A 24,429-nucleotide genomic window follows, 5' to 3' on the forward strand; every position below is an offset into this window, starting at 1 on the left:
CGATCCGGCGCAACGGAGACTGCCGCAAAACGGACTTCGTCATCCTGCCCCGGCTTCGGCTCAAGCCCGCAAGCGAGCACGCCTGTGCGCGCCTGCCGCCGCCAAACCGTAACCAGATTGCGGTGAACATCATGGCGTCGCGCAACCTCGACAACACTGGCCCCAGGCGCCCGACTCTCCTCCACGATCCGAAGCTTCTCGGCAGNGGTCCACCGCCGACGCCGCTCCGGACCGGANAGAACCGTAACCGTCGTCACGTTTGCTCATTTGCTTGCAAATTAATCAGCAAACCATCTCACGCCAAAACGCGATCCGGAAGGCGGTGCTCGGCGGAAGCTTACAAAAGAGCAATCGCAGCCAGGAAACGATCGATGTTCCGCGCGGGTTTCAGGTCGCCTCCTGCAGACGCTGCCTAGAGAAGAAAAAGCGAGAAGAGGGAGAAGCTGGTGATCAGTGCGACCACTGCTATGACAACGAATATCAGGAGGACGCGGTCCATGGCTGATGAACGTGGAGCTTTCTCGTCCGTTCCCGCAGCGTGGCTGCGTCTCACGCGCAAACCTAGGCCGCTAGGTTTCTCTGTGGTCGCGCAATGCGAGTTCAATTGCCTGCTTTAATTTGGCAGGAACGAACGGCTTTTCGATGGAAGGCCTTTCCTCGAACCCCTTCGGCAAAGCACCAGGGGCATAGCCGGTGACAAATAAGAAAGGCAAATCTCGCTTTGCAACTATCTCAGCAACGGGCGCGACGTTGTGACCAGCAAGGTTGATGTCGAGCAAGGCGAGGTCAAAGTCTGCGGTCTCCGCCAAGATTTTACCGTGGTGAACATTCGCCGCCTCGACGACGACGCGGTGCCCGAGTTCCTCCACCATGCCCGCAAGCATCATTCGGATGAGGGTTTCGTCCTCAAGCAAGAATATGGACGCCGGGGCAACTAGGTTCGTATCCTCCATAAAAGGGGTAAGCCAGACTCGGGGCCTCGGGTTCCTCCGAGCCAAAAGCTGAGCGACGGCTGCGACCAATTGTGCAGGAGCGAAAGGCTTTTCCACAAGGATGCTGCGGGGCACCCCTCGAAAATGCCATTGATCAGCGGCGGCGCTCGTCATGTAAACAACAGGGGAAGGCAGGGTCCTTGTCCCTGATCCGGCTTGCGACGTTCCAACCACTCAACCTGCCCTTCAGGCTCACGTCGGCCACGAGCGCCCTGTAGCGCTTCACGCCGCCTACGAACAGCATTAGGGCTTCTTCCCCCAAACACAGGATGTCGGCCGCAAAGCCGCCATCGCTTAGCGCATCTTCCACAAGGCCTTGCAGTGAGTACTCGTCCTCCACGACAAGCACCAATGGCAACTCTGACAGGGCAAACGCATGTGCGAGTGGCACCTCACGGTCGTAACCACATGCTGCCGGGTGACGTGGAAAACTGACGCAATATTGCCTCGCGTGAGAAGTTTGCCGAAGCGGTATCGCGGCTTCCTGCGTCGGAGCAAACGGCTCGAACCACGCGCATACTTCAGCGTTCCTAGGCAGCGCGCGGCCGCCGCATTCCGGCCCATCGATAATCTCGATTTGCCTTGCGACATGCGTACCGCTCAGTGGCGCGTAGCGCTCGGCTTGGGCGAGGTGTTCCCGGATGAGCGGCAGGTCCATGCAGGAACCGTCCACCTGGTTGGGACCACCCTCGAAGTCGGACGGTATCGCCGCGCATTTTTCCCGCGCCCGACAACGATCTTGAGCGCCTCTCCTGCAGGCGGCTTATGGGATGGGCCAGAGTGATATCTTTCCCCGTCATTCACACGAGCCCGGGCTTGCTCTAGTTAGTCGGGCCTGAAACTTTTGCCCAGCGGAGCAAGGGACTATTTCGCCACGCGTCGGCCTTAAAGCTTTACTGGCAGGAGGGCAGTATAGTGACTCGCGTTGAGCGCTTTTTCGCTGTGTTGGCGATGACCAGCTTCATTGTATTGATTGGCATGGCGACGTTCTGGCTCGGCCAAATCTAGACGGCCTTCCGATCTTCCTTATCTGCGCTGCGCACCACGATCTTAGGCGCACTATCAGCTAACGGTCGCTGTGGCACCTTCGCGCCATCCGTGGAGCGCGCCTCCAGATGTCGCGCTCGCCGTGGGTTGTCAGGATCACCGGCAGCATCACGAGTGAGGCGTTTCGAAAATTGGAAGCATACGCTCGCCTCGATCAAGCAATGTTTCGCGCATTCGCCCGGAGCTCAGACGCTCTCGCCATCAGCTCGATGTGGCAAAGGTGCCACGGGCCTGTGATTTCTGCGCGAAAGTCTGTAACCGAACATTCCGACGCTTGAACTGCCGCTAGCATCATTCGCAAACCGGGCTAGGTGGGCGTGCAGGATGAATTTTTCGGACTCGAAGGATGAAAGCTTATTGTCTCTTTGGGAAAGTGTCCGGCGGCAAGTGTTCGCAGATCGCGCGAACGGCGGACGCTCCCGCTTTGTTGGTGCTAACTTGCGCGCATATGCCGAATTACTTCGCTCCGAAATGGACCGGCGGCAGCTGAACTACGCGCCGATCAACTGGTCTGAATAAGACAGCCGCGGCACAGGGCCTAGCGAATGAAAGATATGCAGGTGCACCTGGAAAAGCTTCGCGCCGATGCGGCCGAGTGCAAGTTGATCAGCGATCTGGCGAGCGACGTGGAAAAGCGCGAGCTGTTCGCACGGCTTGCTGACCATCTGAACGTGTTGGCCCGCGAGCTCGAACGAGCCATCGAAGCCAAAGTCTCTGATACAGATCAGTGGCGTCCCATTCCTCGCTCCTGACTACTCTCCCTGAACTCTGGGATTCCACAAAACCGTTCGGCCCAATTTGACGTGACGCGAGATCGGCTGATGATATCGACGTGGCGCGGCGACTGCTTGCCTTGCTCGTACAAGCCTTTCGCAAGCTTCTCTCCGAACGTGCTTTTATAGAAGGTGAAAACGTCCTGGTCGCCGGATGAGATCTTGAAGCCGCCGTGTACAAGGAGTTCAAGGGCGGTTAAAACGGCGGAAACAATGATGCCGCAGTTAGGCCACCAAATTGCCTGCCGAATCAATGATGCCGTGTGTGACGGGCTAGGGGGATGCGCAGCGCATAGGCGAACCGATGATGCGCAATGGCTCCTATCGACATATCTCGGCCATCATGGGCGGGCTGATAGTGGCTCGCTAGTTTGGCTCTGCGTAATCTTCGTTCGCCCGACCGGATGCGAACCGAGTCACGACCGAGCCCACGGTTGCGGAGCTGAAGGCTCGCTGCGATAGCGCGTTAGCGCCTCGTCGCCCCGCTGAACCTTGTACACCTAACAGCTCAGAAACCATTCCCCCTCACTACCCGGCCCAGCTAACGATTTGGAAAATCGGCCAGCGCAGAGTCGCGCCTGAAAAGGACCTGGGTAATCCTATGAGCGACCAAGCCGCCTTGGAGAATGTGCGCCGATATCGCGCTATCGCTTCCTTGTGTCGCCAAGCGGCGGCGTTCCGTCCCATTCAGAAGTTGTCTCTCCTGCAGCAGGCCGACTATTGGGAGCGTCTCGCGCTGATGGAGTTCGAATCCTACCTCGATCCCGTCGAGGACGCGGACGAAGATTTGGAAGCGAAAGGCGAGCCGCCGGCGGACACGCGATGGTGGCTTCCCCGGCGGGAGGGTTTGTTCGCCAATCTTGAGGCCTAACCGCCACGCGGACCGCGTTCATTTGGCCCAAATATTAGTTGTGGCAGGCTCATCCGCCACGCGAGTCGATCCCTCGCCGCGGGCCGGCGAAATCCGCCTTTGCGTGCCGCGAGGTTGCCGAAAAGATGCGATCAAGCTTGCCTCGGACTTACAGGAGAGCGCAAATGTCAGCACCTGTTCGACGAGACCAGTTCGAGATTTCGCCTAAGGGCATCACCCACAAGCCTACTGGAGCAAGTTTTATCCCAGATCCGGATGAGCCGGGTTGGGGTCACCTCGATCCGGGCCAGCTTGGAAATGTGCTTCCAAATGGTGATGACTATGAGCCGCAGGAAGTGGATGCGATGATGCAGCAGCTCTGGATCGAATACGTCGGCAATTAGGTAGCCCTGACCTTGCCCCCATATGTGGAACGGCCCGCATGGCAAGAGCTTTTTCAGTCGATTCACACATCGGAACGGTGCGGTCATCCGGCCAGTCGCGTGATTCTAGCCGACCCAGCGCCTGCGCGATCACCGGACCGCTGCGGAAAAGAGGCGGTCCCATCGAAAGGTGTTTCCAGCAGCGTCAGCCCCCTTGTGCTCCCTCCCAGATTAAGTCGTTGCGAGCGACTGAAAGACGGCCCGATGGTCAGGTGCTCAAACAGCCGCTGTACTGCGAGCTATAATCCTGATGTCTAGCGCATGCGATGTCGAACGAAGCGATCGCTCGCGTCCGCTGCGACAAAGGAAACGGCAGCGATAAGGACCAAAACCCAATAGATGAGGCCAGTATACCAGAAGAATGCGTCGATCATTCGCGCCTCCCACTGACTTCTCGCGCCAATGCTAGCCTCGATGGTGGACAAAAATGGGACGGATCGGAACGTCCTAGGGGGCAGTTTCTGCCGACGATCATCCTCGGTTGTCATCCAAAAAGGAAAGCGCCCAACGGCACTCTTCCGAGTATTAAACTTCAGCTTGAAATATTGGGTAAGCGAATTTGATTTTGCGCAACCTTCGGTCTTGTCGTGGTCATGTTAGAGTGGGGTTGGAATAGCCTCGGTCACGCGCTGACCAGCACAGCGCGAGCGGCAAGCTGCGGCGTCGAGATACCTTCGTACGGGCGGCTCGGACAGGTAAGCAAACGGAAGTCGGTTGCGGTCTTCTAATTTGTTGTAGGTCCGATGTTGGAGGAGTGATGGCTAATCTGGGTCGGCAAGACCAATGTCCGTTCTGTCATGGACCATTGGAGATCATCTGTCTGAAGTTTCGGTTTCGGGGCGTCGCATCAATTTCAACCTGCCCCAATTGCGCTTGCGTTGCGACCACAGAGCCGCAACGACCAAGATGGAGGGAAAGATCCGATCGTGGTCGGCCGATGCGGCTGATCCGCGCGGGTCGAACAAAGCGGCTCATACCAATCTCAGCTTATGAACGCTAGCCAAACGTGCCCAATACGCAAATCGCGCAGTCGGAAAATTAATACCGATTTTCGGCGTTCAGCCGATGGGCCCGTCTTTGACTCCGATCACGGGTCGTCCTCTCCTGGCCTCTGAACACCGGATGTCCAGCTTGCCGTCCGCCGATTTCGTCTTGCGGATCAGGGCGTGAGCCGCGCGCGGCGCTCTCGTTATCAATCATGGTCCACTTCCGTTGCCACTTCCTGCGCGCACGCCATGGCCAGGAAAGCAGGCACGTGAATGCGGCAACGACAGCAAATGATCCGACCCTTGCGCTGTCCTCGTGAGCCCGCAACTCTGCAATGGTTTAGACCGCAGGGTGAGGCCGCGAGGACTAGTTCGCGCATTCTCTATCGCTTGCGCTTGGAAATTCCCTGGCCGCCAACTTTGCGTTTTCTTTCGCTTCGTTGCCGCCATCACCTGGTTCACCTCGCTCGCGAGCGTCCCCCAGTTCAGCACAGCCGACGGCGATGGAGTGATAGGCGTCAGGATCGAGCATTCCAGTGCTGCGAGGGAGAAAAATGAGATGAACGCCTCGGGGGCCTGCCGCGATTTGCAAAACGATGTCCGCAGCGCGTTTGGGTGACGCACTGCATCATGGAAGTTTCTTATATCGACATCGTTGGTTCACATTGCATATCAATACTGGTTAGCTGTAATTTTGCAGGCGCGCTCAAAGAACGCTCGAAGACACATAAGGCAATCGCGTGTCGTCCGCGGGTTGCAGTAGGGAGGGAGGTCGGCTCTTGAATCCGGCTCGAGCCTTGTCGCTTTCGCGGCAGACCGGAAATTATAATCCGCCATCCTAGATCAGATCGTGCTCGCTTGTTCCGCCAAGCAACATGTGAGTGACCGATTGTAGCTCGGAAGAAGGCGCATCAATCAGGGAGGACAGAAAATGCAGAGAAAATGCGGTCGGCGTGTCTCGCGTCTAATGGCGGGAGCCGCAGTTGCGTTGATGACATCACAACTGTTTGTCCACTCCGCGCGCGCAGAGAGTGGGAAGGAATGGACGACCTACGGGGGTGATCAGGCGAACACACGTTACAGCGCGCTCGATCTGATTAATACGAACAACGTCAAGAACCTCAAGGTCGCATGGGCATTTCCGCTCGGCGTACTTGAGGGACAAGAGACCACCCCTCTGGTCGTCGGGGGGACGATGTATGTCACATCTCCAAGAGGGCCGAAATATGTCTTTGCGCTCGATGCGAAGACGGGGGCCGTCAAATGGCGCTATGCGCCGGAAATGCCGGCCGACATTGCGGCGGCTGTGTGCTGCGGACTGGTCAACCGAGGGGTCGCTTACGCAAGCGGAAAAGTATTTGTAGGCCGGCTCGACGGCATGCTTGTGGCGCTCGATGCCGGCAGCGGAAAGGAGCTCTGGAAAGCAAAAGTCGCAGACTATAAGGCCGGAGACGACATCACCTCGCCGCCGACGATTGTAAAGAATCTGGTGGTCATCGGCTACGCTGGCGGCGAATACGCTACACGCGGCGCCATCACCGCTTTCGACCAGGAAAGCGGCAAGCAAGTCTGGCGTACGTATACAATTCCCGGTGCCGGCGAACCCGGCAACGACTCCTGGCCATCCTCGGACATTGCGATGCGTGGCGGAGCCGATGCCTGGCTCGTAGGTTCTTATGACCCACAGCTGAACCTGATCTATTACGGGACCAGCAATCCGGCGCCTTGGGCCGCTCACGCACGCGGCACCGATAGCAGCGATTACGGCAAGTACACCAACTTGCACTCCTCCTCCACGCTTGCGCTCGACGCCGACACAGGCAAGATCGTTTGGACCTTTCAGCAGACGCCGTACGATGCCTGGGATTATGACGGCGTCAACGAGAAGGTTTTGACGGACCTAACCATCGGCGGCAATACTGTGCCGGTGCTGATGAGCGCTGACCGGAACGGCTTTTTCTACGTGCTTAACCGCAAGACCGGAAAGTTGCTCTCTGCGGCGCCGTTCGTCCACGTTAACTGGGCTAAAGGCATCGATGCCGACGGTCGACCGGTCGAGGATCCCGAAAAGCGGCCGCGAAAGGATATCTGGGCGCGGGACGTATGCCCAAGCTTTTACGGGGGCAAGAACTTTCCCCCGGTGTCGTACAGCTCGCAAACGCATCTGGTCTACATCCCCACCTTCAACATCTGCATGGACGAAGTTGGCCGCGAGACGGGCGAACCCAAGAAGGGCATCTTCTTTCTCGGAACGGAATTCGACGCCGGCAAGTATGGCCCTGGCGGAAACGGCGGGGAATTTGTGGCCTGGGATCCTCTAGAGAAAAAGAAGGTTTGGGGCGTGAAAGAACCAAAGCCATTCGTAGGCGGCGCGTTGTCGACGGCCGGCGGTCTTGTCTTCTACGGAAACATGGATGGCGAGGTGAAGGCACTGGATGCAAAGAGTGGCGAAGTGCTGTGGCGCTTCCAGACTGGGTCGGGTGTCAACCAGGGACCTGTGACCTACGAAGTGGACGGCAAGCAATATATCGCCGTTGCCTCGGGACGCCTCGTCGGTCCTCCAGGGTTCATGGGAGAGACAGGCAAGAAGCTGCTTTCCTCCACTATGGAAGGCGCGACGCTTTTCGTGTTCGAACTGCCCAACTAGAGGCAGAGACCGATGAGACGGGCTTCGTCCCATCGGTCTCTTCTCGCCCTGGAATCAAGACAACATGCTCCTGAGTTCCTTCAAGATGCACGCTTTGGTGTTCACTCTCGTTTTTTTGGTCGGAGTCTACACAGCAAATTCGGAGGAAGCTCCGACCTCAAGTAAGGGATCGTCAAGTGGAGTTGCCAGAGCCGAGAATCAGGCGATAATCAAGGAGGGCCATTCGCTGTTCAATCAAACATGCGCTCACTGCCATGGCCCCGATGCCTCAACAGGTCTCCCTGAGCGCAACCTTAGGCACCTGCGTGCCCGTTACGGAGACGACATGCACAGTGTATTCGAAACCACTGTCATGAACGGGCGTCCGGATAAAGGCATGCCGGTCTGGGGCGGCGTGCTCGACGCCAAAACCATCGACAGCATCTACAGCTATCTCGAAACGGTTCAAGAGGACGGAGAGTGAACCCAATCACAGCCCGGACGTTCTCATTGATCAAGGGACCAGCACTCGAGTCTGAACGGCGTTTGTTTTCAAACTAGGGCGTGTACTCACAAAATCGAGCCTATTGAGCAGGGCATGCTCAAGGTCCGCTTTGGCCCGACAGCGGCGCTAAAGCAGACGTGACGCCGCTTCGCAGTTGGGCACGGGAGCGGTCATTTAGGAAGTAAAGCAAATTAGCTTGCTTGCCTTTTATGCTGGTACGCCTGCGGCCTTAAAGGCGGCTACCATTCTAGTTTGCGCTTCCGACAAACGAACTGGAAAAAGCGTGCGAGCATCAGAAGCGCGGAACTCGGGTTGAAGTTTCAAGAATTGTCTAGCCGCTTCTTGAGCTTCGCGAGTTCGTCCGGCCCCAAGAGAATTGAGGATGTATGCTGCTAATTGATGAGCGTCAGCAGAAAATTGGACCGCTTTAGTGGCAAGGGCACACCCCTCCTCGTAACGTTCCAAAAAGAAAAACGCGAACGAGCTGCCCGCCCAAGCATGAGCTCGGTATGGATCAAGAGGACTTAATCTGATCATTCGGTCGAAGCCTTGAATGGAGCGCTCAAATCGTCCACACATCAGCGCTACCCATCCAAGTGAATACCAGGCCATGCCCAAATTCGGATTGACCGTGATTGCCTGCTCAACCAGCGATATTCCACAATCATAGTCATGCCCGAGGTAAGTCAGGATATGGCCACATCTTGCTAATGTGAATGCGTCATCGTTCGCGAGCTTTGCACCACGCCGGGCAAGAGCAATGGCTTCGGTTTGACACTCTACGTTTAACGGCACGCCACTATCTGCTTGCCGACGCTGCAACATGAAAGCAGCCATCGCGTACGCAGCCGCATAATCTTGGTCTCGCTCTATCGCCTTTCTGAATTGTAGTTCTGCCTCGACTAGGGCCTTTTGATAAAACAGAGCCGTGCCGCGCAAATAAAAGTCATAGCTATCCAACCTTTCTGTGGGCTTACTTTTTGTCCTTTCGATCTCCGCCAACTCGAGCCTGGGAGCAATCAAACTCACTACGCTACTGGTGACTTGGTCTTGTAAATCAAACACCTCCTCAAGTGCGCCGTCGAAGTTGTCCGCCCATAGATGCCGATCTGTGGCAGCTTCGATAAGCTGTCCAGTAATCCGCACGCGCTTGCCTGATTTCCGTACACTTCCTTCAAGGACATAGCGTACCCCGAGTTCTCGACCAACCTTCTTGATGTCAATGGGCTTGCCTTTGTAGGTAAAGCTCGAATTACGCGCGATCACAAACAGCGATTTGAAGCGGGACAGCGCGGTGATGATGTCCTCGACCATGCCGTCCGCGAAGTATTCTTGCTCTGGATCGCCGCTCATATTCCGGAAAGGCAATACTGCGATCGATGGTCTGTCCGGCAACGACAACGGCTTGCCAGAGCTGGCCGGGGGCCTGATGTCAACCGTGGCTGAATGGGCCGAGCATACCTCGTAAATGACGACGGGCCTGTCGATGTTCTTCAGAGATCGTTCGCCAAGATCGACGAATGCATGCGCCGTTTTTCCCCTGACCTGCCGATAGGCATCGTCCGACAGGTACACGCGGCCCGGTTCGCACTCATTCTCGACCCGCGCTGCAACATTGACGCCATCGCCAAAAATGTCGTCGCCGTCGAATATGATGTCCCCGACGTTTATTCCCACGCGAAACTCGATACGCGGTTCGCTCCCCCCCGCTGCCCGTTCGCCCATTTTTTCCTGAACCGCAACCGCACAGGTCACGGCGTCCACAGCGCTCGCAAACTCGACCAGCATACCGTCGCCAGTGGTCTTGACCATGCGTCCCTTATGGACGGCGATAGCGGGATCGATGATCTCGCGTCGGCACGCTTTCAAGGCGGCGAGCGTGCCGACCTCATCAGCGGCCATCAGGCGTGAGTAGCCAGCAACATCAGCCGCCAAAACTGCCGCCAATCTTCGCTCTACCCGTCCGCTCGTCATTGGGTTTCCATTCTCAGCCCAACCTCAATATAGCTGAGGATTTACCCGCTCCACAGGCTGGCCAGGCTGTTCCATCCCTGACCTTGGAATTAGGAACCAATGTCCGCATCAGCACAAAGCCGGTAAGGCTCAGGGCGAGCAAAGGCTTTCCGGTTTGCCCCGAAGCGGACCTCTGGCCGGCCGTTTATGAGTACACGCCCTAGCTGTCCTAGACAGGCATTGATCAGCTGCCCAGCAAATCTGCTTACGGCACAAGTAACTTCTGATGTGGTCTTGCTGTGCGTGGGACGCCCCCGCCAGCGACAGGCGACACTATCTCGCACTTGTGCGAATTCTCGTTCACGAACCTGCCTGTCTCAACGATCTCCTTTCCGCTTCGGGTTCGAAGGTCCACCTTACTTTGCGCCGGCCCACGCCGCGGCCACGCGCCGGTAACCGCGCGGTTGTGGCGCCGGGGTGCATCAACGATTCGGCTTGAATCGATCGGATGCGCGAACACTTTCTTCGTTCTCCCGAATGCAAACTTATCTGGTCTCAGAGCCGGAACACATTGCCAGCTATCATCCCGCGATGCAGCGGGAACGCTGTAGGAACCATTGTGATTCCCGGAACAAACAGCCTCCTTCACCGTTGGCCGGTGACTGAGAGGAGGTTCAAAATGAAGCGATATTTTCTTGCACTTGCCGCACTGGCAACACTAGCTACTGGCGCTGCAACCACGGCGAAGGCGGTAGAGTTTGACGTCGGTCCGGGCGGTGTTTACGTCGGTCCACACCGGCATCCCTATTACGAGGGATATAACTCATACAACGAATACAGGGGCGGGTGCCGGGTGGTCATCACCCATCGGACCAATCGCTATGGCGAGGACGTGACGGTCCGCAGGCGCATCTGCGACTAAACGTTCGGAACGTCAGCCTCGAGGAATTGCCGGCGCATCTGACCATCCCTGCCGCATATGCATGCGGTGTCCCGGCTTTGATCGAATCTCAACCCGCCTGATGACGCATCAGGCGGGTGCTTTGATGTCAAGCGCCGAACTGCACTTGCTCGATCTAGCGGCCAAGCGACGCCAGCAATGGGGGACAGCGCTCTTGCTTTAATTGTACAAATGTACAAAAGACTCTTCGCTGCGGCGATGGCTCGCGGTGGATTTCAAAGGCGCTTACCGGTCATGCCTAGGTATTTTTATACCACGGGCCCGAAGATCGCGCTTGGCGCCCGCATCGAAAATCGGGCGTGGTGGGGGCCGTCTATTGTCGTGATTGACAACGCCGAGCAGACCAGACGACTTGCGTCGCCAGAACGTCTGAGAGATGCAAGCTGGTAAGAGCGGCTCCTAACTTAAAGAGAGTCGAGGCCGCGAAGGGGAAAGGGAGGAGGGGCGATGTTCGTTCAGGCCAGGAAATTGTCGCGGTGGATGCTCGGCGCCATAGCTGTCGGCACTTTGGCGCTTGCGCCGGCACGCGCGGAGGACAGCTTCAAGATCGGCCTGATCCTGCCGATGACCGGTGGTCAGGCCTCGACCGGCAAGCAGATCGACAACGCGATCAAGCTTTACATGCAGCAGCATGGCGACACCATCGCCGGCAAGAAGATCGAGGTTATCCTCAAGGACGATGCCGCGCTGCCCGACAAGACCAAGACCGCCGCGCAGGAACTGATCGTCAGCGAGAAGGTCAATGCCATCGCCGGATTCGGCGTCACGCCGGCAGCGCTGGCCGCGGCACCGCTCGCTACCCAAGGCAAGATTCCGGAAATCGTGATGGCCGCGGGCACCTCCATCATCACGGAAAAATCCCCCTATATCGTCCGCACCTCGTTCACGCTGCCGCAATCCTCCACCATCATCGGCGATTGGGCGGTGAAGAACGGCATCAAGAAGGTCGCCACGCTCACCTCCGACTATGCGCCGGGCAACGACGCGCTGACCTCGTTCAAGGAGCATTTCGCCGCCGGTGGTGGCGAGATCGTCGAAGAGGTGAAAGTGCCGCTGGCCAATCCCGATTTCGCGCCGTTCCTGCAGCGCATGAAGGACGCGAAACCCGATGCGATGTTCGTGTTCGTGCCGGCAGGGCAGGGCGGCAACTTCATGAAGCAATACGCCGAGCGCGGCCTCGACAAGGCCGGTATCAAGGTGATCGGGCCCGGCGACGTCATGGACGACGACCTCTTGAACGGCATGGGCGATGCGGCGCTCGGGGCCGTGACCGCGCACATCTATTCCGCCGCGCATCCGTCGCAAGCAAACAAGGATTTCGTCGCAGCCTATAAGAAGGCGTTTGGTAACCGCCCCGGCTTCATGGCGGTCGGCGGTTACGACGGCATTCACCTGATCTACGAGGCGCTGAAGAAAACCGGCGGCAAGACCGACGGTGATGCGCTGGTCGCGGCGATGAAGGGAATGAAGTGGGAAAGCCCGCGCGGCCCGATTTCGATCGATCCTGACACCCGGGACATCGTGCAGAACGTCTACATCCGCAAAGTCGGGAAGGTCGATGGCGAGCTCTACAATGTCGAGTTTGAGACCTTCGAGGCCGTGAAGGATCCGGGCAAGGTCAAGAAGTGACGTCGCTTGCGACTAATCCCGGGGCGCGAGCAAAGCTCGCGAACCCCCATCGAAGTTGAAGTTGCATGAGATTCCGGGTTGCGCGCTGCGCGCTGCCGCGGAATGAGGAACTCCAAGGCTCCGTCCCAGCGAGATGACCGCCGTTCTCACCAACCTCTTCGATGGCATCGCCTACGGTATGCTGCTGTTCGTGCTCGCCTGCGGGCTCGCGGTCACGCTCGGATTGATGAATTTCGTCAACCTCGCGCACGGCGCCTTTGCCATGACCGGCGGCTATGTCTGCGCGGTGCTGGTCAATCAATTCGGTTGGCCGTTCTTTGCGGCCCTACCCCTCGCCTTCATCTCCAGCGCCGTGGTCGGGATCGTGCTGGAGCGCTTGCTCTATCGCCATTTATACACGCGCAGCCATCTGGACCAGGTCCTCTTCTCGATCGGCCTCGTCTTCATGTCGGTTGCGGCCGTCGACTACATCACGGGTTCGCAGCGGGTGTTCATCAAGCTGCCGTCGATGCTCGAAGGGCAGTTCGATGTCCTCGGCGTCGGTGTCGGGCGCTACCGGCTGCTGATCGTCGTGATCTGCGGTCTCCTCACGGCGACGCTGCAGCTTGTGCTCGCGCGTACGCGCTTCGGCAGCCGCCTGCGCGCTGCGGTCGACGATCCGCGTGCGGCCAGCGGGCTTGGCATCAACGTGCCGCAGGTCTTCGCCTTCACTTTTGCCTTCGGTTGCGGGCTCGCAGGACTCGGCGGTGCGCTCAGTGCGGAGATCCTGGGGCTCGATCCCTACTTCCCGCTCAAATTCATGATCTACTTCCTGATCGTGGTCACGGTGGGTGGCTCGTCCTCAATTACCGGGCCGTTCCTGGCCTCGCTCCTGCTCGGCATCGGTGATGTCGCCGGCAAATATTACGTGCCGAAAATGGGCCCGTTCGTGATCTACACCCTCATGATCGTGATCCTGATCTGGCGGCCGAACGGACTGTTCGGCCGCACGGCGATGCGGTGAGGACAGAATGACCGCGCAGGCCGATATCGGATTTCACGCAAGACGACATGCGCGCTGGCACGCCGGCGAAATCGCCTTTTGGCTGCTCGCGCTCGCCTGCGCCTTTGCGTTTCCCTCGCGCTATTTGATTATGACCGAGATCGTGCGGCTTGGCCTGTTCGCGCTGTCGATCGACCTGATCCTCGGCTATGCCGGCATCGTCTCGTTGGGGCACGCCGCCTTCTTCGGTATCGGCGCCTATTCGGCCGGGCTGCTAGCCTTGCACGGCATCATCAACGAGCCGCTGCTCGCGCTGATCGTGGCCGGTCTTGGGGCGGCCGTGCTCGGCTTTGCGACGAGCTTTCTGGTGATCCGCGGCGTCGACTTGACGCGGCTGATGGTCACACTCGGGATCGCATTGCTGCTGGAGGCGCTGGCTGAGCGCTATTCCGACATCACCGGCGGCACCGATGGCCTGCAGGGGATCGAGATGCAGCCGATCCTCGGGCTCTTCGCCTTTGACATGTTCGGCAGGACCGGATTCTTCTATTCGCTCGCCGCGCTGTTCCTGCTGTTTCTGCTGGCGCGGCGCGTCGTGCATTCGCCTTTCGGATTGTCATTGCGTGCAATCAAGAACAACCCGCTGCGCGCGGCGGCTATCGGTATTCCCGTGCATAAGCGATTGATCGCGATTTACACGCTGGCCGCATTCTACGCTGGCATTGCGGGGGCGCTGTTTACGCAGACCACGGCGCTGGCCTCACTTGACGTATTTGCCTTCGAGCGCTCCGCCGACCTCCTGCTCGTCTTGATCATCGGGGGCACAGGCTATCTCTATGGCGGCCTGATCGGTGCCGTGGTGTTTCGGATGCTGCAGGAATTGTTCTCGATCATCACGCCGCAATATTGGCAGTTCTGGATCGGGCTCGTGCTAGTTGTCATCGTCATGGTCGGCCGTGGGCGCCTGCATCGTTGGGTGCTGTGGGCGCCGAACTGGCTAATCGCCCGGTTGGGTGGGCGTAAGGCCGCTGTCGCCGTGCCCGAAACCGAGGGGCCGTAGGATCATGGCGGCGGCACTGGAGACCATCGGGCTGGAAAAGCATTTTGGCGGCTTGCGGGTCACCCGCGAACTCTCGCTGAAGATCGCGCGCGGCGCCCGCCATGCGCTGATCGGCCCCAATGGCGCCGGCAAGACCACGGTGATCAACCTGCTCACCGGCGTGCTCCGTCCCAACGGAGGGCGCATCCTGCTCGAAGGTCACGAGATCACCAATCTGCCGGTGCACAAGCGGGTATTGCGCGGCCTCTCGCGTACCTTCCAGATCAACCAGCTTTATGCCGATCTGACGCCGGTGGAGACCATTGGGCTCGCGGTCTCGGAGCGGCTCGGCCGCGGCGGCGATTGGTGGCGGGCGATGGGCAGTCGCGACGAGGTCAATGCTGAAATCGCCGAGACGCTGTCGCGCTTTCATCTTCTCGATGTCATGAACGAGCCGACCGCGACCCTTCCTTACGGCAAGCAGCGTCTGCTCGAGATCGCGGTCGCGATCGCCGCCAGGCCGCGCGTGCTGCTGCTGGATGAGCCCGCCGCGGGCGTGCCGGAAAGCGAGCGTCATGACATTCTCGCCGTCGTCGCGGCGCTGCCGCGCGATGTCACCGTGCTCCTGATCGAGCACGATATGGACCTGGTATTCTCCTTTGCCGATCGCATCTCCGTGCTGGTCAACGGTGCGCTCTTGACCGAAGGCCCGCCCGAACAGGTGGCCAAGGATCCGCAAGTAAAAGCCGTCTATCTCGGCGAGGCCACCAATGCCTGACCTGCTTGCGATCGAGTCCTTGCGTGCGGGTTATGGCGAGGCGATCGTCCTGTCCGACATGTCGCTGCGCCTCCCCGAGGGGCAGGTGCTGGCGGTGCTGGGCCGCAACGGCACCGGCAAGACCACGCTGATCAACTCTATCGTGGGCGTCACCCGGTGCTTCGGCGGCACCATTGTGCTGAAGGGGCGCGACATCACCGCGATGCGTCCCGACGAGCGGGCGCGGGCCGGCATCGGCTGGGTGCCGCAGGAGCGCAATATTTTTCGTTCGCTCACCGTTGAAGAGAACATGACCGCGGTGGCGCAGCCTGGCCCCTGGACGGTCGAGAAAGTCTACCGGATGTTTCCGCGCCTGCAGGAGCGCCGCAGGAATTTCGGTAACCAGCTCTCCGGCGGCGAGCAGCAGATGCTGGCGATCGGGCGGGCGCTCACCCTCAATCCGAAGGTGCTGCTGTTGGACGAGCCGACCGAGGGGCTGGCCCCGATCATTGTCGAGGAACTCTTGAAGGCGATCGGCTCCATCACACGCGGCAGTGGCATCTGCTCCATCATTGTCGAGCAGAATGCGCGAAAGATTCTGGGGCTGGCGGACCGCGTTGTGATATTGGAACGCGGTAGCATCGTGCATGATGCGCCGAGCGCGGCCCTGAAGGCCGACCCCGCGGTGCTGGAGCGCCATCTCGGCGTCGCCGGCGCAACGGCACATTGAATATTCGGGAGCGAGACCATGCAACGTACAAGACCCCCTTTCCGGGCCGACGAAGTCGGCAGCCTGCTGCGCCCGCAGCGCATCAAGGAAGCGCGCGCCAAGCGCGAGAAGGGCGAGATCTCGGCCGAGGAACTGCGCAAAGTCGAGGACATGGAGATCGAGAAGGTCGTGCACAAGCAGGCCTCGATCGGGCTCAAGCTTGCGACCGACGGCGAGTTCCGCCGCTCCTGGTGGCATTTCGATTTCCTGGCCAAGCTCACCGGCTGCGAGCTATTTCACCCGCAGACCGGCATCCAGTTCGCCGGCGTCGAAACGCGGCATGACGCGGTGCGCGTGATCGGCAAGCTCGACTTCCCCGCCGATCATCCGATGCTCGAGCACTTCAAATTCTTGAAGAAGCACGCCGACGTCGCGCATGTGGTGCCGAAGATGACAATCCCCTCGCCGGCGGTGCTGCATTTCCGCGGCGGCCGCAAATCGATCTCCACGGAGGTCTATCCCGATCTCGACGGCTTCTTCGAGGACCTCGGCAAGACCTACCGCAAGGCGGTGAAGGCGTTCTATGACGCCGGCTGCCGTTACCTGCAGTTCGATGATACGGTTTGGGCCTATCTCTGCTCGCAGGAGGAATTGCAGAAGTCGCGCGAGCGCGGCGACAATCCCGACGGCCTGCAGCAGATTTACGCGCGCATCATCAATTACGCGATCGCCGAGCGTCCTGCGGACATGGTCATCACCACCCATGTCTGCCGCGGCAATTTCCGTTCGACCTGGATTTCGTCCGGCGGCTATGAGCCGGTGGCCGAGACCATGCTGGCCGGTACCAATTACGACGGTTATTTCCTCGAATATGACTCCGACCGCGCCGGCGGCTTCGAGCCGCTCCGCTTCCTGCCCAAGGGCAACAAGGTCGTGGTGGCCGGTCTCATCACCTCCAAGTTCGGGGAGCTGGAAAAGCGCGACGACATCAAGCGGCGCCTGGAAGAAGCTTCCAAATTCGCGCCGCTGGACCAGCTCGCGCTGTCGCCGCAATGCGGCTTTGCCTCTACTGAAGAGGGCAACATCCTCTCGGAAGAGGAGCAGTGGGCGAAGCTCAGGCTCGCGGTCGAACTCGCCGACGAGATCTGGGGCAGGTGATCGGAGGCGCGTTGCGCCTTTTGCGTGAACCGCGGAGCGTTCCGCCTGGTTTATAGGGATATCAGAGCGGGGTCGGACTTGTCCGCCCCGCTCCTTCCTTGCGCAGCAGGCTACTGCGGATCAGCCGTTGCGCTGGCGCTTCGAAATAGCGGTAGGTCGCGTGTGAGGCGAGCAGCGTCGGCAATACGAAAGCCGCCCAGAACAGGTGACTGTAGTAAGGGATCGGCTGCTGCGCGTGCGCGAAGTAAAGCGCAATCGCGAGCTGAATCGGAAAGTGCAGCAGGTAACAGGAATAGGTCATGTTACCGGCTGTTTTGAGTAGCCGCTCGAGGCGGGCCGGCAACGTGATCGGCGCCGAGAGGCAAAACAGCAGGACCGGCGTGTAGGCGAGCAGTAGCACCCAGTCGACGATCCCGATGGAGAGGCTGAGGATCGCCGTCGCAATCGGAAGCGCGATGACGGCGCCGAGCGCGGTCAACTCGATGGCCCGCTTCTGAGACGCATGTGCCACAAAACGCCGGCTAATCGCGGCGAGGCCGCCGGCATAGAAAAAAGCAAGACAGGCGGCGACCTGAGTGCCGCCGTTCACGCAGGCGAGGACGACGACCAGGTTGAACAGCGGCGACTTGGTCACGAAGCGCAGCGTCAGGAAGAAGGCGGCATAGACCAGCACCTCGACCGACACCGACCAGATCGGTGCGTTGAAGCTGTCGCTGCGCTGCGGCGTCCAGTCGCTCGCCATGAAAAGCTGTGCGATGAAGTGCGGCAGGTCATTGTTCTGGGCGACGAAGAAGACGCCGGTCAGGCGATGATAGAGCGGCTGCAGCAATGCGACCAACAGCAGCGTGGCCAAATGAAGCGGGTAGAGCCGCGACAGGCGGAACACGAAGAACACCCAGCCGCCGATGGTGCTATCTGAGATCGTGTCGCGATACTTCCAGAAGAAGATGAAGCCGCTGATGCACCAGAAGATCCAGACGCCGTACCTGCCCGCGTCATAGAGCGGAAAGAACACGCCGTAGAATGGCAGCTCACTCCTGACGAGGCCGACGGGGTTGCTGCCGACGAAGGCAAAATGCTGGTAGTGCCAAAGCAGCACCGCAAACGTCGCAAGGAAGCGCAGCCCTTCGAGCCCCAGAAGCTTGTCCGTGCCCGGCTTGTCCGCGCCCGGCAATGTCGATCTTTTGAACATTCTTCTCTAGTGCCGGTTAACCGTGCCCATGCGCACCGCGAAGCCAGCCTAATCGGCGCGGATGAACAATTCTCTTAAAGCCCCCGCGGCGGTACCCATCGTCAGCCGCAGGCGGCGGCTACGCCCTCCATCACCTCCTGCTCCCACGCCCGGTAGCCTTTGGCGCTGAAATGGACGCCGTCGAGCGTGAATGGCGCGGACATCTCGGACAACGGCAGGAAGCTCGCTCCGGTTCGCGTCGCGATCTCCGGCAGGGTGGAGCGGAGGCTGCGGATCGTGGCCATGATCTGCTTTTCCATGTCCGGCGTCAGCCGCTGCCGGACCTCGACGGGTGGGATTTCGACGCTGAAAAGCGCGATAGCTCGCGGAGCAGGGCTTCATAGCGCGCCGCAAACACTTGCTTGTCCACCGGCGCCGGTGTCAGGGCATCTTTGGTGCCGAGCGACACGACGATGGCAAAGGCTCGCTTGTCGGCCAGCGCGGGAGCGAGCCAGCCGCCGAGATCGCTGGTCGTCGAGGCGCCGTTGAGCCCAGCATTGACGATGCCATGAGTTCACACCCGCTTCCCAGCGTGGAAAGAACAGCATGCCTCAATCGGGAAGGCGCTATCCACGGTAGGCGCAACACGGCTCCGCGGAGCGCGGCCTGGATGATGCATTGAATTTTTGCAACAAGCGTATCAGCGCGCATTCAGTTCTCGGAACGGAGGCGGTGGCCGGCCCCGGCGCGTGCGATCGTGGAATCGAGCTGGTCTTAGAGCCGGGCGAGTGTCCCGATTGGCAATGCCGTCGTGATCTAAAGTGCTCAACTTGGATCTCGCCCGTCAAAAGCTGGCGCTTCTTGGCTGCGTAAGAAACGTATCTTTTAAGCGCGCTAGAGGCGCCGATCTCGATCAAGCGGATCGCGTTCGCCTACGAGAACGGTTGCGAGGGTTTCTGGATGCTGCGCTGGATGCACGCAGCTGAGATCGGCGTCGAGGCGGTACTTCCGTTGAGGGGGACGGTTCTAATTTTTGTATCCGACTTTCCAAATCGGCCAATCGGCGTCCGACCTCCGGAACTCCGATCGTGGGTGTTTCTCCGATAATGATTCTCAGCCCATTATCATCCAGTTGTTTATCCCACTCCCGCAGATACCTTTGATATGCCTCTTTCGCTGTTCGCTCGCCGTGTTTCCAGCCCTTCCTTAGGTTCTCATGGGACCAATCGAAGTTTATCTTGCTGTCCACCCTTATCTCGACGATCGTACCATTCCACTTCTCGCGACCAGGCGTACGGTTATCCTCCGCGACGTGATATTTGAATAATCTGACGTCATCTTCGCCGACTGTCGCCGCGAACAACTGGCATAGGTTCGCCAAGCTGTCGTGCAAATCTTTTGGCTCGCGAATTTGTTGAGCATCCACGATCCTGCTGATCCAGATTTCGTCCAAATCTCTATGATCAGCTAGCAAATTCTCAAAATTCACCGTGTCGACCAGGGCGCCTTCACAGTAGGTGTCACCGTCGATAGCTACGGTTTGCTCGACGAAAGGCAGCGCCGAACAAGCGCACAGACTTGCGGCATCGATGTCTTTATATTGGTCCAACTTATTCGAAAAGAGTTGAAGTCCCCTTTGTCCGGTGAGCCTCCAGGCGTTGTGGTAGATATATGGCTGTCGATCGTCGTATAGTTTTTCAAAATCGATGGCTTTCAGGAAGTTGCTGTTTGGATAGTAAATTTTGGAAACTCCGCTGACGTCCGATCGATACATGAGTGATGCCAAAAGGCGAACGAACGGATTCACAGCCAGAACGTGATTGAGGACCCACTGATTCACGTCTCCCGGATCCGTCCAGTTCTTCGGGTCACGGAAGAACGATATGGTGTGCCGAACGGATTCCATGATGGCCGCCGGCAACACAAGATTCTCGTAACTCGCTCGTTCGGTCAAAAAGCTCCACATAGCTTTGCTGTTCCCGAACCAATCCGGGCCGAAGACGGTGTTGATTGGGAAACGCGAATAGGATGCATCGTCACGAAACACGCTGTTGCGAAAGAATTCGTAGCTTCTGTCAGCGCGGGAGCGACCATCTTCTTTGTCGAACTGATTGTAGACAATGCCAACCCACGCTCCGATGCATGACAGTGCCCATACGTCGAACTCTATTTCGTGGCCGTTAGCGTCCTTCTTTCCTTCCAGGAATTTTAGGACACCCAGATGTAAACCTGCCGCCGGGCCGCCTCCAGCAAGCGCAATTGCTCTTTTTGGTTTCTTCTTCGAGGTTCGCTGCTCTGTCTGTGCGCCCTGCGTGCTCCTTCCGTTGGTCATATGAACCTCGACGCATTACAGAGGAGACGGCTCCCTCTTTGAGGGAGCCGAGTATGCATGTGATCCAGTTGGCGGCCGTTACCGCGCTTGCGACAAGTTACTCTTGCATGGTCCACAACTCAACCAGGTGGCGCGGTCGTTTGCTCCCTTCTCTGCTGATTTGGTATGGGCCACGTTTTTTGGACTGCCAGAGGCGATGCAGAAGGAGCGCAAAATCGAGTAGAGCGATCCGATCTCCAGCAAAGTCCGCATAATGATCTTCCGTCCGAAATGCGCGCATGACCGGATGTATCAAGGGCGCGGTATCGGGTTGGCTCTGGTGTGGCGAGATGAAGCGCGATTCGCAGCGCGGCAGTTCTGGGCCGGGATACGTCGTCTCATCTTAGTCGAGGCGACGGGAATACATTAGAAAGCGGCGGGTTGCCCGGATCAGCCAATTGAACATGTAGCACTATGGCCGCCTTAAGTTCGCCAGCAGAACAGGGGCGCGTTAGCGATGCCGTGGCGGGAGCAATGTGAATGGCATGTCGCATTCAGCGGCCCCGGCGCTCGGCTGCCAGGCGCACCACGGCTCCTCAGTCGCGGCCGAGGCGGTGGGAAAGGGTGGGAGCCATGGGCAACCACCGTTAGCCAGCTTGCTTTGCACAGTTGGGCAGGATGTGTTAGCGATTAATGAATCCATGCGGCTGCCCACTTTTGTGTCCCAACTGACCGATGCGAAACGACGAGATTCTGGTCCAGATTTCGGACTTCTGCCGCCAGGCCGACATGGCGGAATCGACGTTCGGGCGCCGGGCCGTCAATGACGGCAAGCTGGTGCATCGGCTGCGCGAGGGCAAACGCATCACCATCGACACGCTGGAGCGGATCCAGTCCTATATCGCGGCTTCCACCGGCGGCCCGCCACCTCCGCGCGGTCTTAAGGTCCCGCCGGAGAAGCGGGATCCACGCAGCAATTTCCGCTTTTTCGAGAACCGGCAGAAGTACCTGCTGTTCGTTCACACCTGCAGCGAAAAGCGGGTGATTGCCGACCGGATCGCGCTGGAGCTTTCCGCCATCCACCCGCGCCCACCAGCGCTGCGGGTGTTCGATGCGGGCATGGGCGATGGCACCGTCCTGGCGCGCGTGCTCCGAGCGATGCACAGCCGTTTCCCCCATATGCCTTTTTATGTGGCAGGCAAGGAGCTTAGCCTGGAGGACGTCCGGCTGACCCTGGACAAAGTGCCGGACCGCCTATTCGAGCATCCGGCGAGCATTTTCGTCTTCACGAACATGAACTATGCCGAGGCGCCCTGGCTCACTCCGGCCTCGCCGGCGGTCGCGGCCAGTATGATCTGGCACGAAGTGCCCCTGCGGGGCGCCTCTTCAGGCGAATTCGAGGCCCAGATCGCCGATTTGCGCAGCTTTCTGGACCTGAACTGGCGTGCCAGCGTCAGTCCCCGTACCGGCATGCCGGTCTATGAGAGGCCTGTGGCGCTTGTGCTCTATCGCGAGGATCACCGCTTCCTGCTCGATTCCGTCATCCCGCGCGCGGGCCGCACCGAAGCCAATTTCGACCTCGTCATCGCCTCTCAGCCCTACCGGGCCAAATCTTCTGTGAATTTTCGCGCCAAGCGGATCATCGCGCCGCTTGCGCGGGCATTGCGGCCGGGCGGCCGATTGATTGGGATCCATTCCCACGGTCAGGATCCCGGCATGGAAATCATCCAGGCGGTCTGGCCGGGAGAAAATCCTTTCTCCGTGAGCCGGCATGAGCTGCTCAGGGCCGTCAAATATGAGCTGGGCTCGGTGGGACGCGACCTTAATTTTAACGCTTATGCCGACAATCGTTCGATCTTCAGATATGATATGGAGGCTCTGCCCAATGAGATCACCGGTCCGATTGGGACCTCGACGGCCTTTGCAGCCTGGAATGCCGCAGTGTATGTCGCTCAGATCGAGGAGGACCGGCTGACTGAAATGGACCAAAGCGGCCTAGCACTCGATGCCGCCAGAGAAGTTTTGCGCAAGTACAACGGGCTCTGGTTCTACGACGAATCCTACGTCATCTCGCGCCGGCGGGACTGACACTCCAATACAGTTTCGAAACCACCGCCGTGTCAGGCGGAAAAATGGGGAAGCTTGATGCGTGCGTCTTATCTGTTCACCAGCGAGTCGGTTTCCGAGGGGCATCCGGACAAGGTTTGCGACCGGATTTCCGATGAAATCGTGGATCTGTTCTACCGCGAGGGCCCGAAGGCGGGCATCGACCCCTGGGCGATCCGGGCCGCCTGCGAAACGCTTGCCACCACCAACAAGGTGGTGATCGCGGGCGAGACGCGCGGTCCGAAATCCGTCACCAACGACCAGATCGAAAGCGTGGTGCGTAGCGCAATCAAGGATATCGGCTACGAGCAGGAAGGCTTTCACTGGCAGAAATGCGACATCGAGATCCTGTTGCATCCGCAATCGGCCGACATCGCCCAAGGCGTCGATGCCAATCAGCCTGGCGCGGCCAAGGAAGAAGGCGCGGGCGACCAGGGCATCATGTTCGGTTATGCCTGCAACGAGACGCCGGATCTCATGCCAGCGCCGATCTTCTATGCCCACAAGATCCTGCGCCTCATCTCGGAGGCCCGTCACTCCGGTCGCGAGAAGGTGCTGGGACCGGACTCCAAGAGCCAGGTCACCGTGGAATATGAGAACGGCAAGCCGGTGCGGGTGCGCGAGATCGTGGTCTCGCACCAACATCTCGACGAGGACATGACCTCTGCGCAGGTGCGCGAGTGCGTCGAGCCTTACGTGCGCGAGGCGCTGCCGAAGGAATGGATCAACGGCAAGACCATCTGGCACATCAATCCGACCGGTAAGTTCTTTATCGGCGGTCCCGACGGCGACACCGGCCTTACCGGCCGCAAGATCATCGTCGACACCTACGGCGGCGCGGCTCCGCATGGCGGCGGCGCGTTCTCTGGCAAGGACCCGACCAAGGTGGACCGCTCCGCGGCCTATGCGGCGCGCTATCTCGCCAAGAACATCGTCGCCGCAGGTCTCGCCGACCGCTGCACGCTGCAGCTCGCTTACGCCATCGGCGTGGCGCGGCCGCTGTCGATTTATATCGACACCCACGGCACCGGAAAGGTGCCGGAGGACAAGCTCGAGAAGGCGGCGGCGCAAGTGATGGATCTGACCCCGCGCGGCATCCGCAGCCATCTCGACCTCAACCGGCCGATCTATGCGCGCACTTCCGCTTACGGCCATTTCGGCCGCACGCCGGACAACGAGGGCGGCTTCTCCTGGGAGAAGACCGATCTCGTGGAGCCGTTCAAGCGCGCGGTGTAATTGTCTCACCCCTCCCCGCTTTGCGGGGAGGGTCGCTCGCGACCGGGTCCGCGCAAAGCGCGGCCCGATGACAGGCTCCGCGAGCGGGTGAGGGGGAGCTTGCGCATATGACGCTCTCGGAAATTGGCGCAAAAACGCCCCTCACCACACCCTCTTCCCGCGGTCGCGGGGGAGAGGCAGATACTGCCACAAAGG

Annotated in this window: 21 protein-coding genes; 14 read left to right on the forward strand and 7 right to left on the reverse strand. The window is 59.3% G+C overall.

Features of this window, described 5'->3' with window-relative positions; translation table 11 throughout:
* From F758_RS48730 to F758_RS53080, 3 genes are all read right to left on the reverse strand, one after another.
* Window positions 1-185 (reverse strand): transposase (locus F758_RS48730; RefSeq protein ID WP_245286695.1); only part of this gene is annotated, 185 nt, incomplete at its 3' end.
* A gap of 384 nt (window positions 186-569) precedes the next feature.
* Window positions 570-914 carry a response regulator gene (locus F758_RS45550; RefSeq protein WP_349543903.1) on the reverse strand — a complete coding sequence of 115 codons (345 nt, stop codon included), beginning with the start codon at window positions 912-914 and terminating at the stop codon, window positions 570-572.
* Between the two features lie 172 nt (window positions 915-1,086).
* Window positions 1,087-1,650: a response regulator gene (locus tag F758_RS53080; protein ID WP_063615001.1), complete on the reverse strand. Its 564-nt coding sequence runs from the start codon at window positions 1,648-1,650 to the stop codon at window positions 1,087-1,089.
* Window positions 1,651-2,584: 934 nt separating this feature from the next.
* On the opposite strand from F758_RS53080, the gene F758_RS48745 reads away from it, so the two are divergent.
* The 5 genes from F758_RS48745 to F758_RS45560 all read left to right on the forward strand — a co-directional run bounded on the left by F758_RS48745 (window position 2,585) and on the right by F758_RS45560 (window position 8,201).
* Window positions 2,585-2,791: a hypothetical protein gene (locus F758_RS48745; protein WP_198026669.1), complete on the forward strand. Its 207-nt coding sequence runs from the start codon at window positions 2,585-2,587 to the stop codon at window positions 2,789-2,791.
* 622 nt (window positions 2,792-3,413) lie between these two features.
* Window positions 3,414-3,683 (forward strand): hypothetical protein, encoded by a 270-nt coding sequence (locus F758_RS0138305; RefSeq protein ID WP_024512787.1) that lies wholly within the window; start codon window positions 3,414-3,416, stop codon window positions 3,681-3,683.
* Window positions 3,684-3,847: 164 nt separating this feature from the next.
* The gene (locus tag F758_RS50345; RefSeq protein ID WP_157450364.1) at window positions 3,848-4,066 is read left to right on the forward strand and encodes a hypothetical protein; all 219 of its coding nucleotides are present in this window, start codon (window positions 3,848-3,850) and stop codon (window positions 4,064-4,066) included.
* A gap of 2,016 nt (window positions 4,067-6,082) precedes the next feature.
* The gene (locus tag F758_RS0138320) at window positions 6,083-7,738 is read left to right on the forward strand and encodes a pyrroloquinoline quinone-dependent dehydrogenase (RefSeq protein ID WP_198026670.1); all 1,656 of its coding nucleotides are present in this window, start codon (window positions 6,083-6,085) and stop codon (window positions 7,736-7,738) included.
* 85 nt (window positions 7,739-7,823) lie between these two features.
* Window positions 7,824-8,201 (forward strand): cytochrome c, encoded by a 378-nt coding sequence (locus F758_RS45560; RefSeq protein ID WP_245286718.1) that lies wholly within the window; start codon window positions 7,824-7,826, stop codon window positions 8,199-8,201.
* 228 nt (window positions 8,202-8,429) lie between these two features.
* On the opposite strand, the gene F758_RS0138330 is transcribed toward F758_RS45560, so the two are convergent.
* A complete protein-coding gene (locus F758_RS0138330) occupies window positions 8,430-10,169 on the reverse strand; it encodes an adenylate/guanylate cyclase domain-containing protein (protein WP_245286715.1) in 1,740 nt (579 codons plus the stop codon).
* A gap of 685 nt (window positions 10,170-10,854) precedes the next feature.
* On the opposite strand from F758_RS0138330, the gene F758_RS50350 reads away from it, so the two are divergent.
* The 7 genes from F758_RS50350 (at window position 10,855) to F758_RS0138365 (ending at window position 17,410) form a co-directional block, all read left to right on the forward strand.
* Complete coding sequence (locus tag F758_RS50350; protein ID WP_157450366.1) at window positions 10,855-11,097, forward strand: hypothetical protein; 243 nt, start codon at window positions 10,855-10,857, stop codon at window positions 11,095-11,097.
* Window positions 11,098-11,583: 486 nt separating this feature from the next.
* Window positions 11,584-12,765, forward strand: coding sequence for an ABC transporter substrate-binding protein (locus tag F758_RS0138340; RefSeq protein WP_024512792.1), 1,182 nt, complete (start codon window positions 11,584-11,586; stop codon window positions 12,763-12,765).
* A gap of 133 nt (window positions 12,766-12,898) precedes the next feature.
* On the forward strand, window positions 12,899-13,768 hold the full coding sequence (locus F758_RS0138345) for a branched-chain amino acid ABC transporter permease (protein ID WP_024512793.1): 870 nt from the start codon (window positions 12,899-12,901) through the stop codon (window positions 13,766-13,768).
* A gap of 7 nt (window positions 13,769-13,775) precedes the next feature.
* Window positions 13,776-14,807, forward strand: coding sequence for a branched-chain amino acid ABC transporter permease (locus tag F758_RS0138350; RefSeq protein ID WP_024512794.1), 1,032 nt, complete (start codon window positions 13,776-13,778; stop codon window positions 14,805-14,807).
* Between the two features lie 4 nt (window positions 14,808-14,811).
* Window positions 14,812-15,564 carry an ABC transporter ATP-binding protein gene (locus F758_RS0138355; protein ID WP_024512795.1) on the forward strand — a complete coding sequence of 251 codons (753 nt, stop codon included), beginning with the start codon at window positions 14,812-14,814 and terminating at the stop codon, window positions 15,562-15,564.
* Entirely contained in the window at window positions 15,557-16,273 is a 717-nt protein-coding gene (locus F758_RS0138360) for an ABC transporter ATP-binding protein (RefSeq protein ID WP_024512796.1), read from the forward strand. Before F758_RS0138355 ends, F758_RS0138360 begins: the two co-directional genes overlap by 8 nt.
* A gap of 18 nt (window positions 16,274-16,291) precedes the next feature.
* Window positions 16,292-17,410: a cobalamin-independent methionine synthase II family protein gene (locus F758_RS0138365; RefSeq protein ID WP_024512797.1), complete on the forward strand. Its 1,119-nt coding sequence runs from the start codon at window positions 16,292-16,294 to the stop codon at window positions 17,408-17,410.
* Window positions 17,411-17,471: 61 nt separating this feature from the next.
* Here F758_RS0138365 and F758_RS0138370 read toward each other — a convergent pair whose 3' ends face one another.
* The 3 genes from F758_RS0138370 to F758_RS45570 form a co-directional block, all read right to left on the reverse strand.
* Window positions 17,472-18,602, reverse strand: a complete 1,131-nt coding sequence (locus F758_RS0138370) for an acyltransferase family protein (RefSeq protein WP_035724593.1) — start codon at window positions 18,600-18,602, stop codon at window positions 17,472-17,474.
* 101 nt (window positions 18,603-18,703) lie between these two features.
* A complete protein-coding gene (locus F758_RS46895) occupies window positions 18,704-18,901 on the reverse strand; it encodes an SGNH/GDSL hydrolase family protein (RefSeq protein WP_024512799.1) in 198 nt (65 codons plus the stop codon).
* 593 nt (window positions 18,902-19,494) lie between these two features.
* Window positions 19,495-20,913, reverse strand: a complete 1,419-nt coding sequence (locus F758_RS45570; RefSeq protein ID WP_024512800.1) for a patatin-like phospholipase family protein — start codon at window positions 20,911-20,913, stop codon at window positions 19,495-19,497.
* 714 nt (window positions 20,914-21,627) lie between these two features.
* Here F758_RS45570 and F758_RS0138390 point away from each other — a divergent pair.
* Both F758_RS0138390 and metK read left to right on the forward strand, forming a co-directional pair.
* Window positions 21,628-22,980: a hypothetical protein gene (locus F758_RS0138390; RefSeq protein ID WP_024512801.1), complete on the forward strand. Its 1,353-nt coding sequence runs from the start codon at window positions 21,628-21,630 to the stop codon at window positions 22,978-22,980.
* A gap of 57 nt (window positions 22,981-23,037) precedes the next feature.
* Window positions 23,038-24,234 (forward strand): methionine adenosyltransferase, encoded by a 1,197-nt coding sequence (metK, locus tag F758_RS0138395; RefSeq protein ID WP_024512802.1) that lies wholly within the window; start codon window positions 23,038-23,040, stop codon window positions 24,232-24,234.
* Window positions 24,235-24,429 lie beyond the last annotated feature (195 nt).

This window comes from Bradyrhizobium sp. ARR65 (genome assembly GCF_000472385.1).
In the GTDB taxonomy this organism is placed as follows: Bacteria; Pseudomonadota; Alphaproteobacteria; order Rhizobiales; family Xanthobacteraceae; genus Bradyrhizobium.

Excerpts from the sequence above, each read along its gene's own strand:
- F758_RS0138305 (WP_024512787.1), top strand. The coding sequence starts at position 3,414 with ATGAGCGACCAAGCCGCCTTGGAGAATGTGCGCCGATATCGCGCTATC.
- F758_RS45560 (WP_245286718.1), top strand. The coding sequence starts at position 7,824 with ATGCACGCTTTGGTGTTCACTCTCGTTTTTTTGGTCGGAGTCTACACA.
- F758_RS0138390 (WP_024512801.1), top strand. The coding sequence starts at position 21,628 with ATGCGAAACGACGAGATTCTGGTCCAGATTTCGGACTTCTGCCGCCAG.
- F758_RS0138345 (WP_024512793.1), top strand. The coding sequence starts at position 12,899 with ATGACCGCCGTTCTCACCAACCTCTTCGATGGCATCGCCTACGGTATG.
- F758_RS0138360 (WP_024512796.1), top strand. The coding sequence starts at position 15,557 with ATGCCTGACCTGCTTGCGATCGAGTCCTTGCGTGCGGGTTATGGCGAG.
- metK (WP_024512802.1), top strand. The coding sequence starts at position 23,038 with ATGCGTGCGTCTTATCTGTTCACCAGCGAGTCGGTTTCCGAGGGGCAT.
- F758_RS0138350 (WP_024512794.1), top strand. The coding sequence starts at position 13,776 with ATGACCGCGCAGGCCGATATCGGATTTCACGCAAGACGACATGCGCGC.
- F758_RS48745 (WP_198026669.1), top strand. The coding sequence starts at position 2,585 with ATGAAAGATATGCAGGTGCACCTGGAAAAGCTTCGCGCCGATGCGGCC.
- F758_RS50345 (WP_157450364.1), top strand. The coding sequence starts at position 3,848 with ATGTCAGCACCTGTTCGACGAGACCAGTTCGAGATTTCGCCTAAGGGC.
- F758_RS0138355 (WP_024512795.1), top strand. The coding sequence starts at position 14,812 with ATGGCGGCGGCACTGGAGACCATCGGGCTGGAAAAGCATTTTGGCGGC.
- F758_RS0138340 (WP_024512792.1), top strand. The coding sequence starts at position 11,584 with ATGTTCGTTCAGGCCAGGAAATTGTCGCGGTGGATGCTCGGCGCCATA.
- F758_RS50350 (WP_157450366.1), top strand. The coding sequence starts at position 10,855 with ATGAAGCGATATTTTCTTGCACTTGCCGCACTGGCAACACTAGCTACT.
- F758_RS0138320 (WP_198026670.1), top strand. The coding sequence starts at position 6,083 with ATGACATCACAACTGTTTGTCCACTCCGCGCGCGCAGAGAGTGGGAAG.
- F758_RS0138370 (WP_035724593.1), bottom strand. The coding sequence starts at position 18,602 with ATGTTCAAAAGATCGACATTGCCGGGCGCGGACAAGCCGGGCACGGAC.
- F758_RS53080 (WP_063615001.1), bottom strand. The coding sequence starts at position 1,650 with ATGGACCTGCCGCTCATCCGGGAACACCTCGCCCAAGCCGAGCGCTAC.
- F758_RS0138365 (WP_024512797.1), top strand. The coding sequence starts at position 16,292 with ATGCAACGTACAAGACCCCCTTTCCGGGCCGACGAAGTCGGCAGCCTG.
- F758_RS45570 (WP_024512800.1), bottom strand. The coding sequence starts at position 20,913 with ATGACCAACGGAAGGAGCACGCAGGGCGCACAGACAGAGCAGCGAACC.
- F758_RS46895 (WP_024512799.1), bottom strand. The coding sequence starts at position 18,901 with ATGGAAAAGCAGATCATGGCCACGATCCGCAGCCTCCGCTCCACCCTG.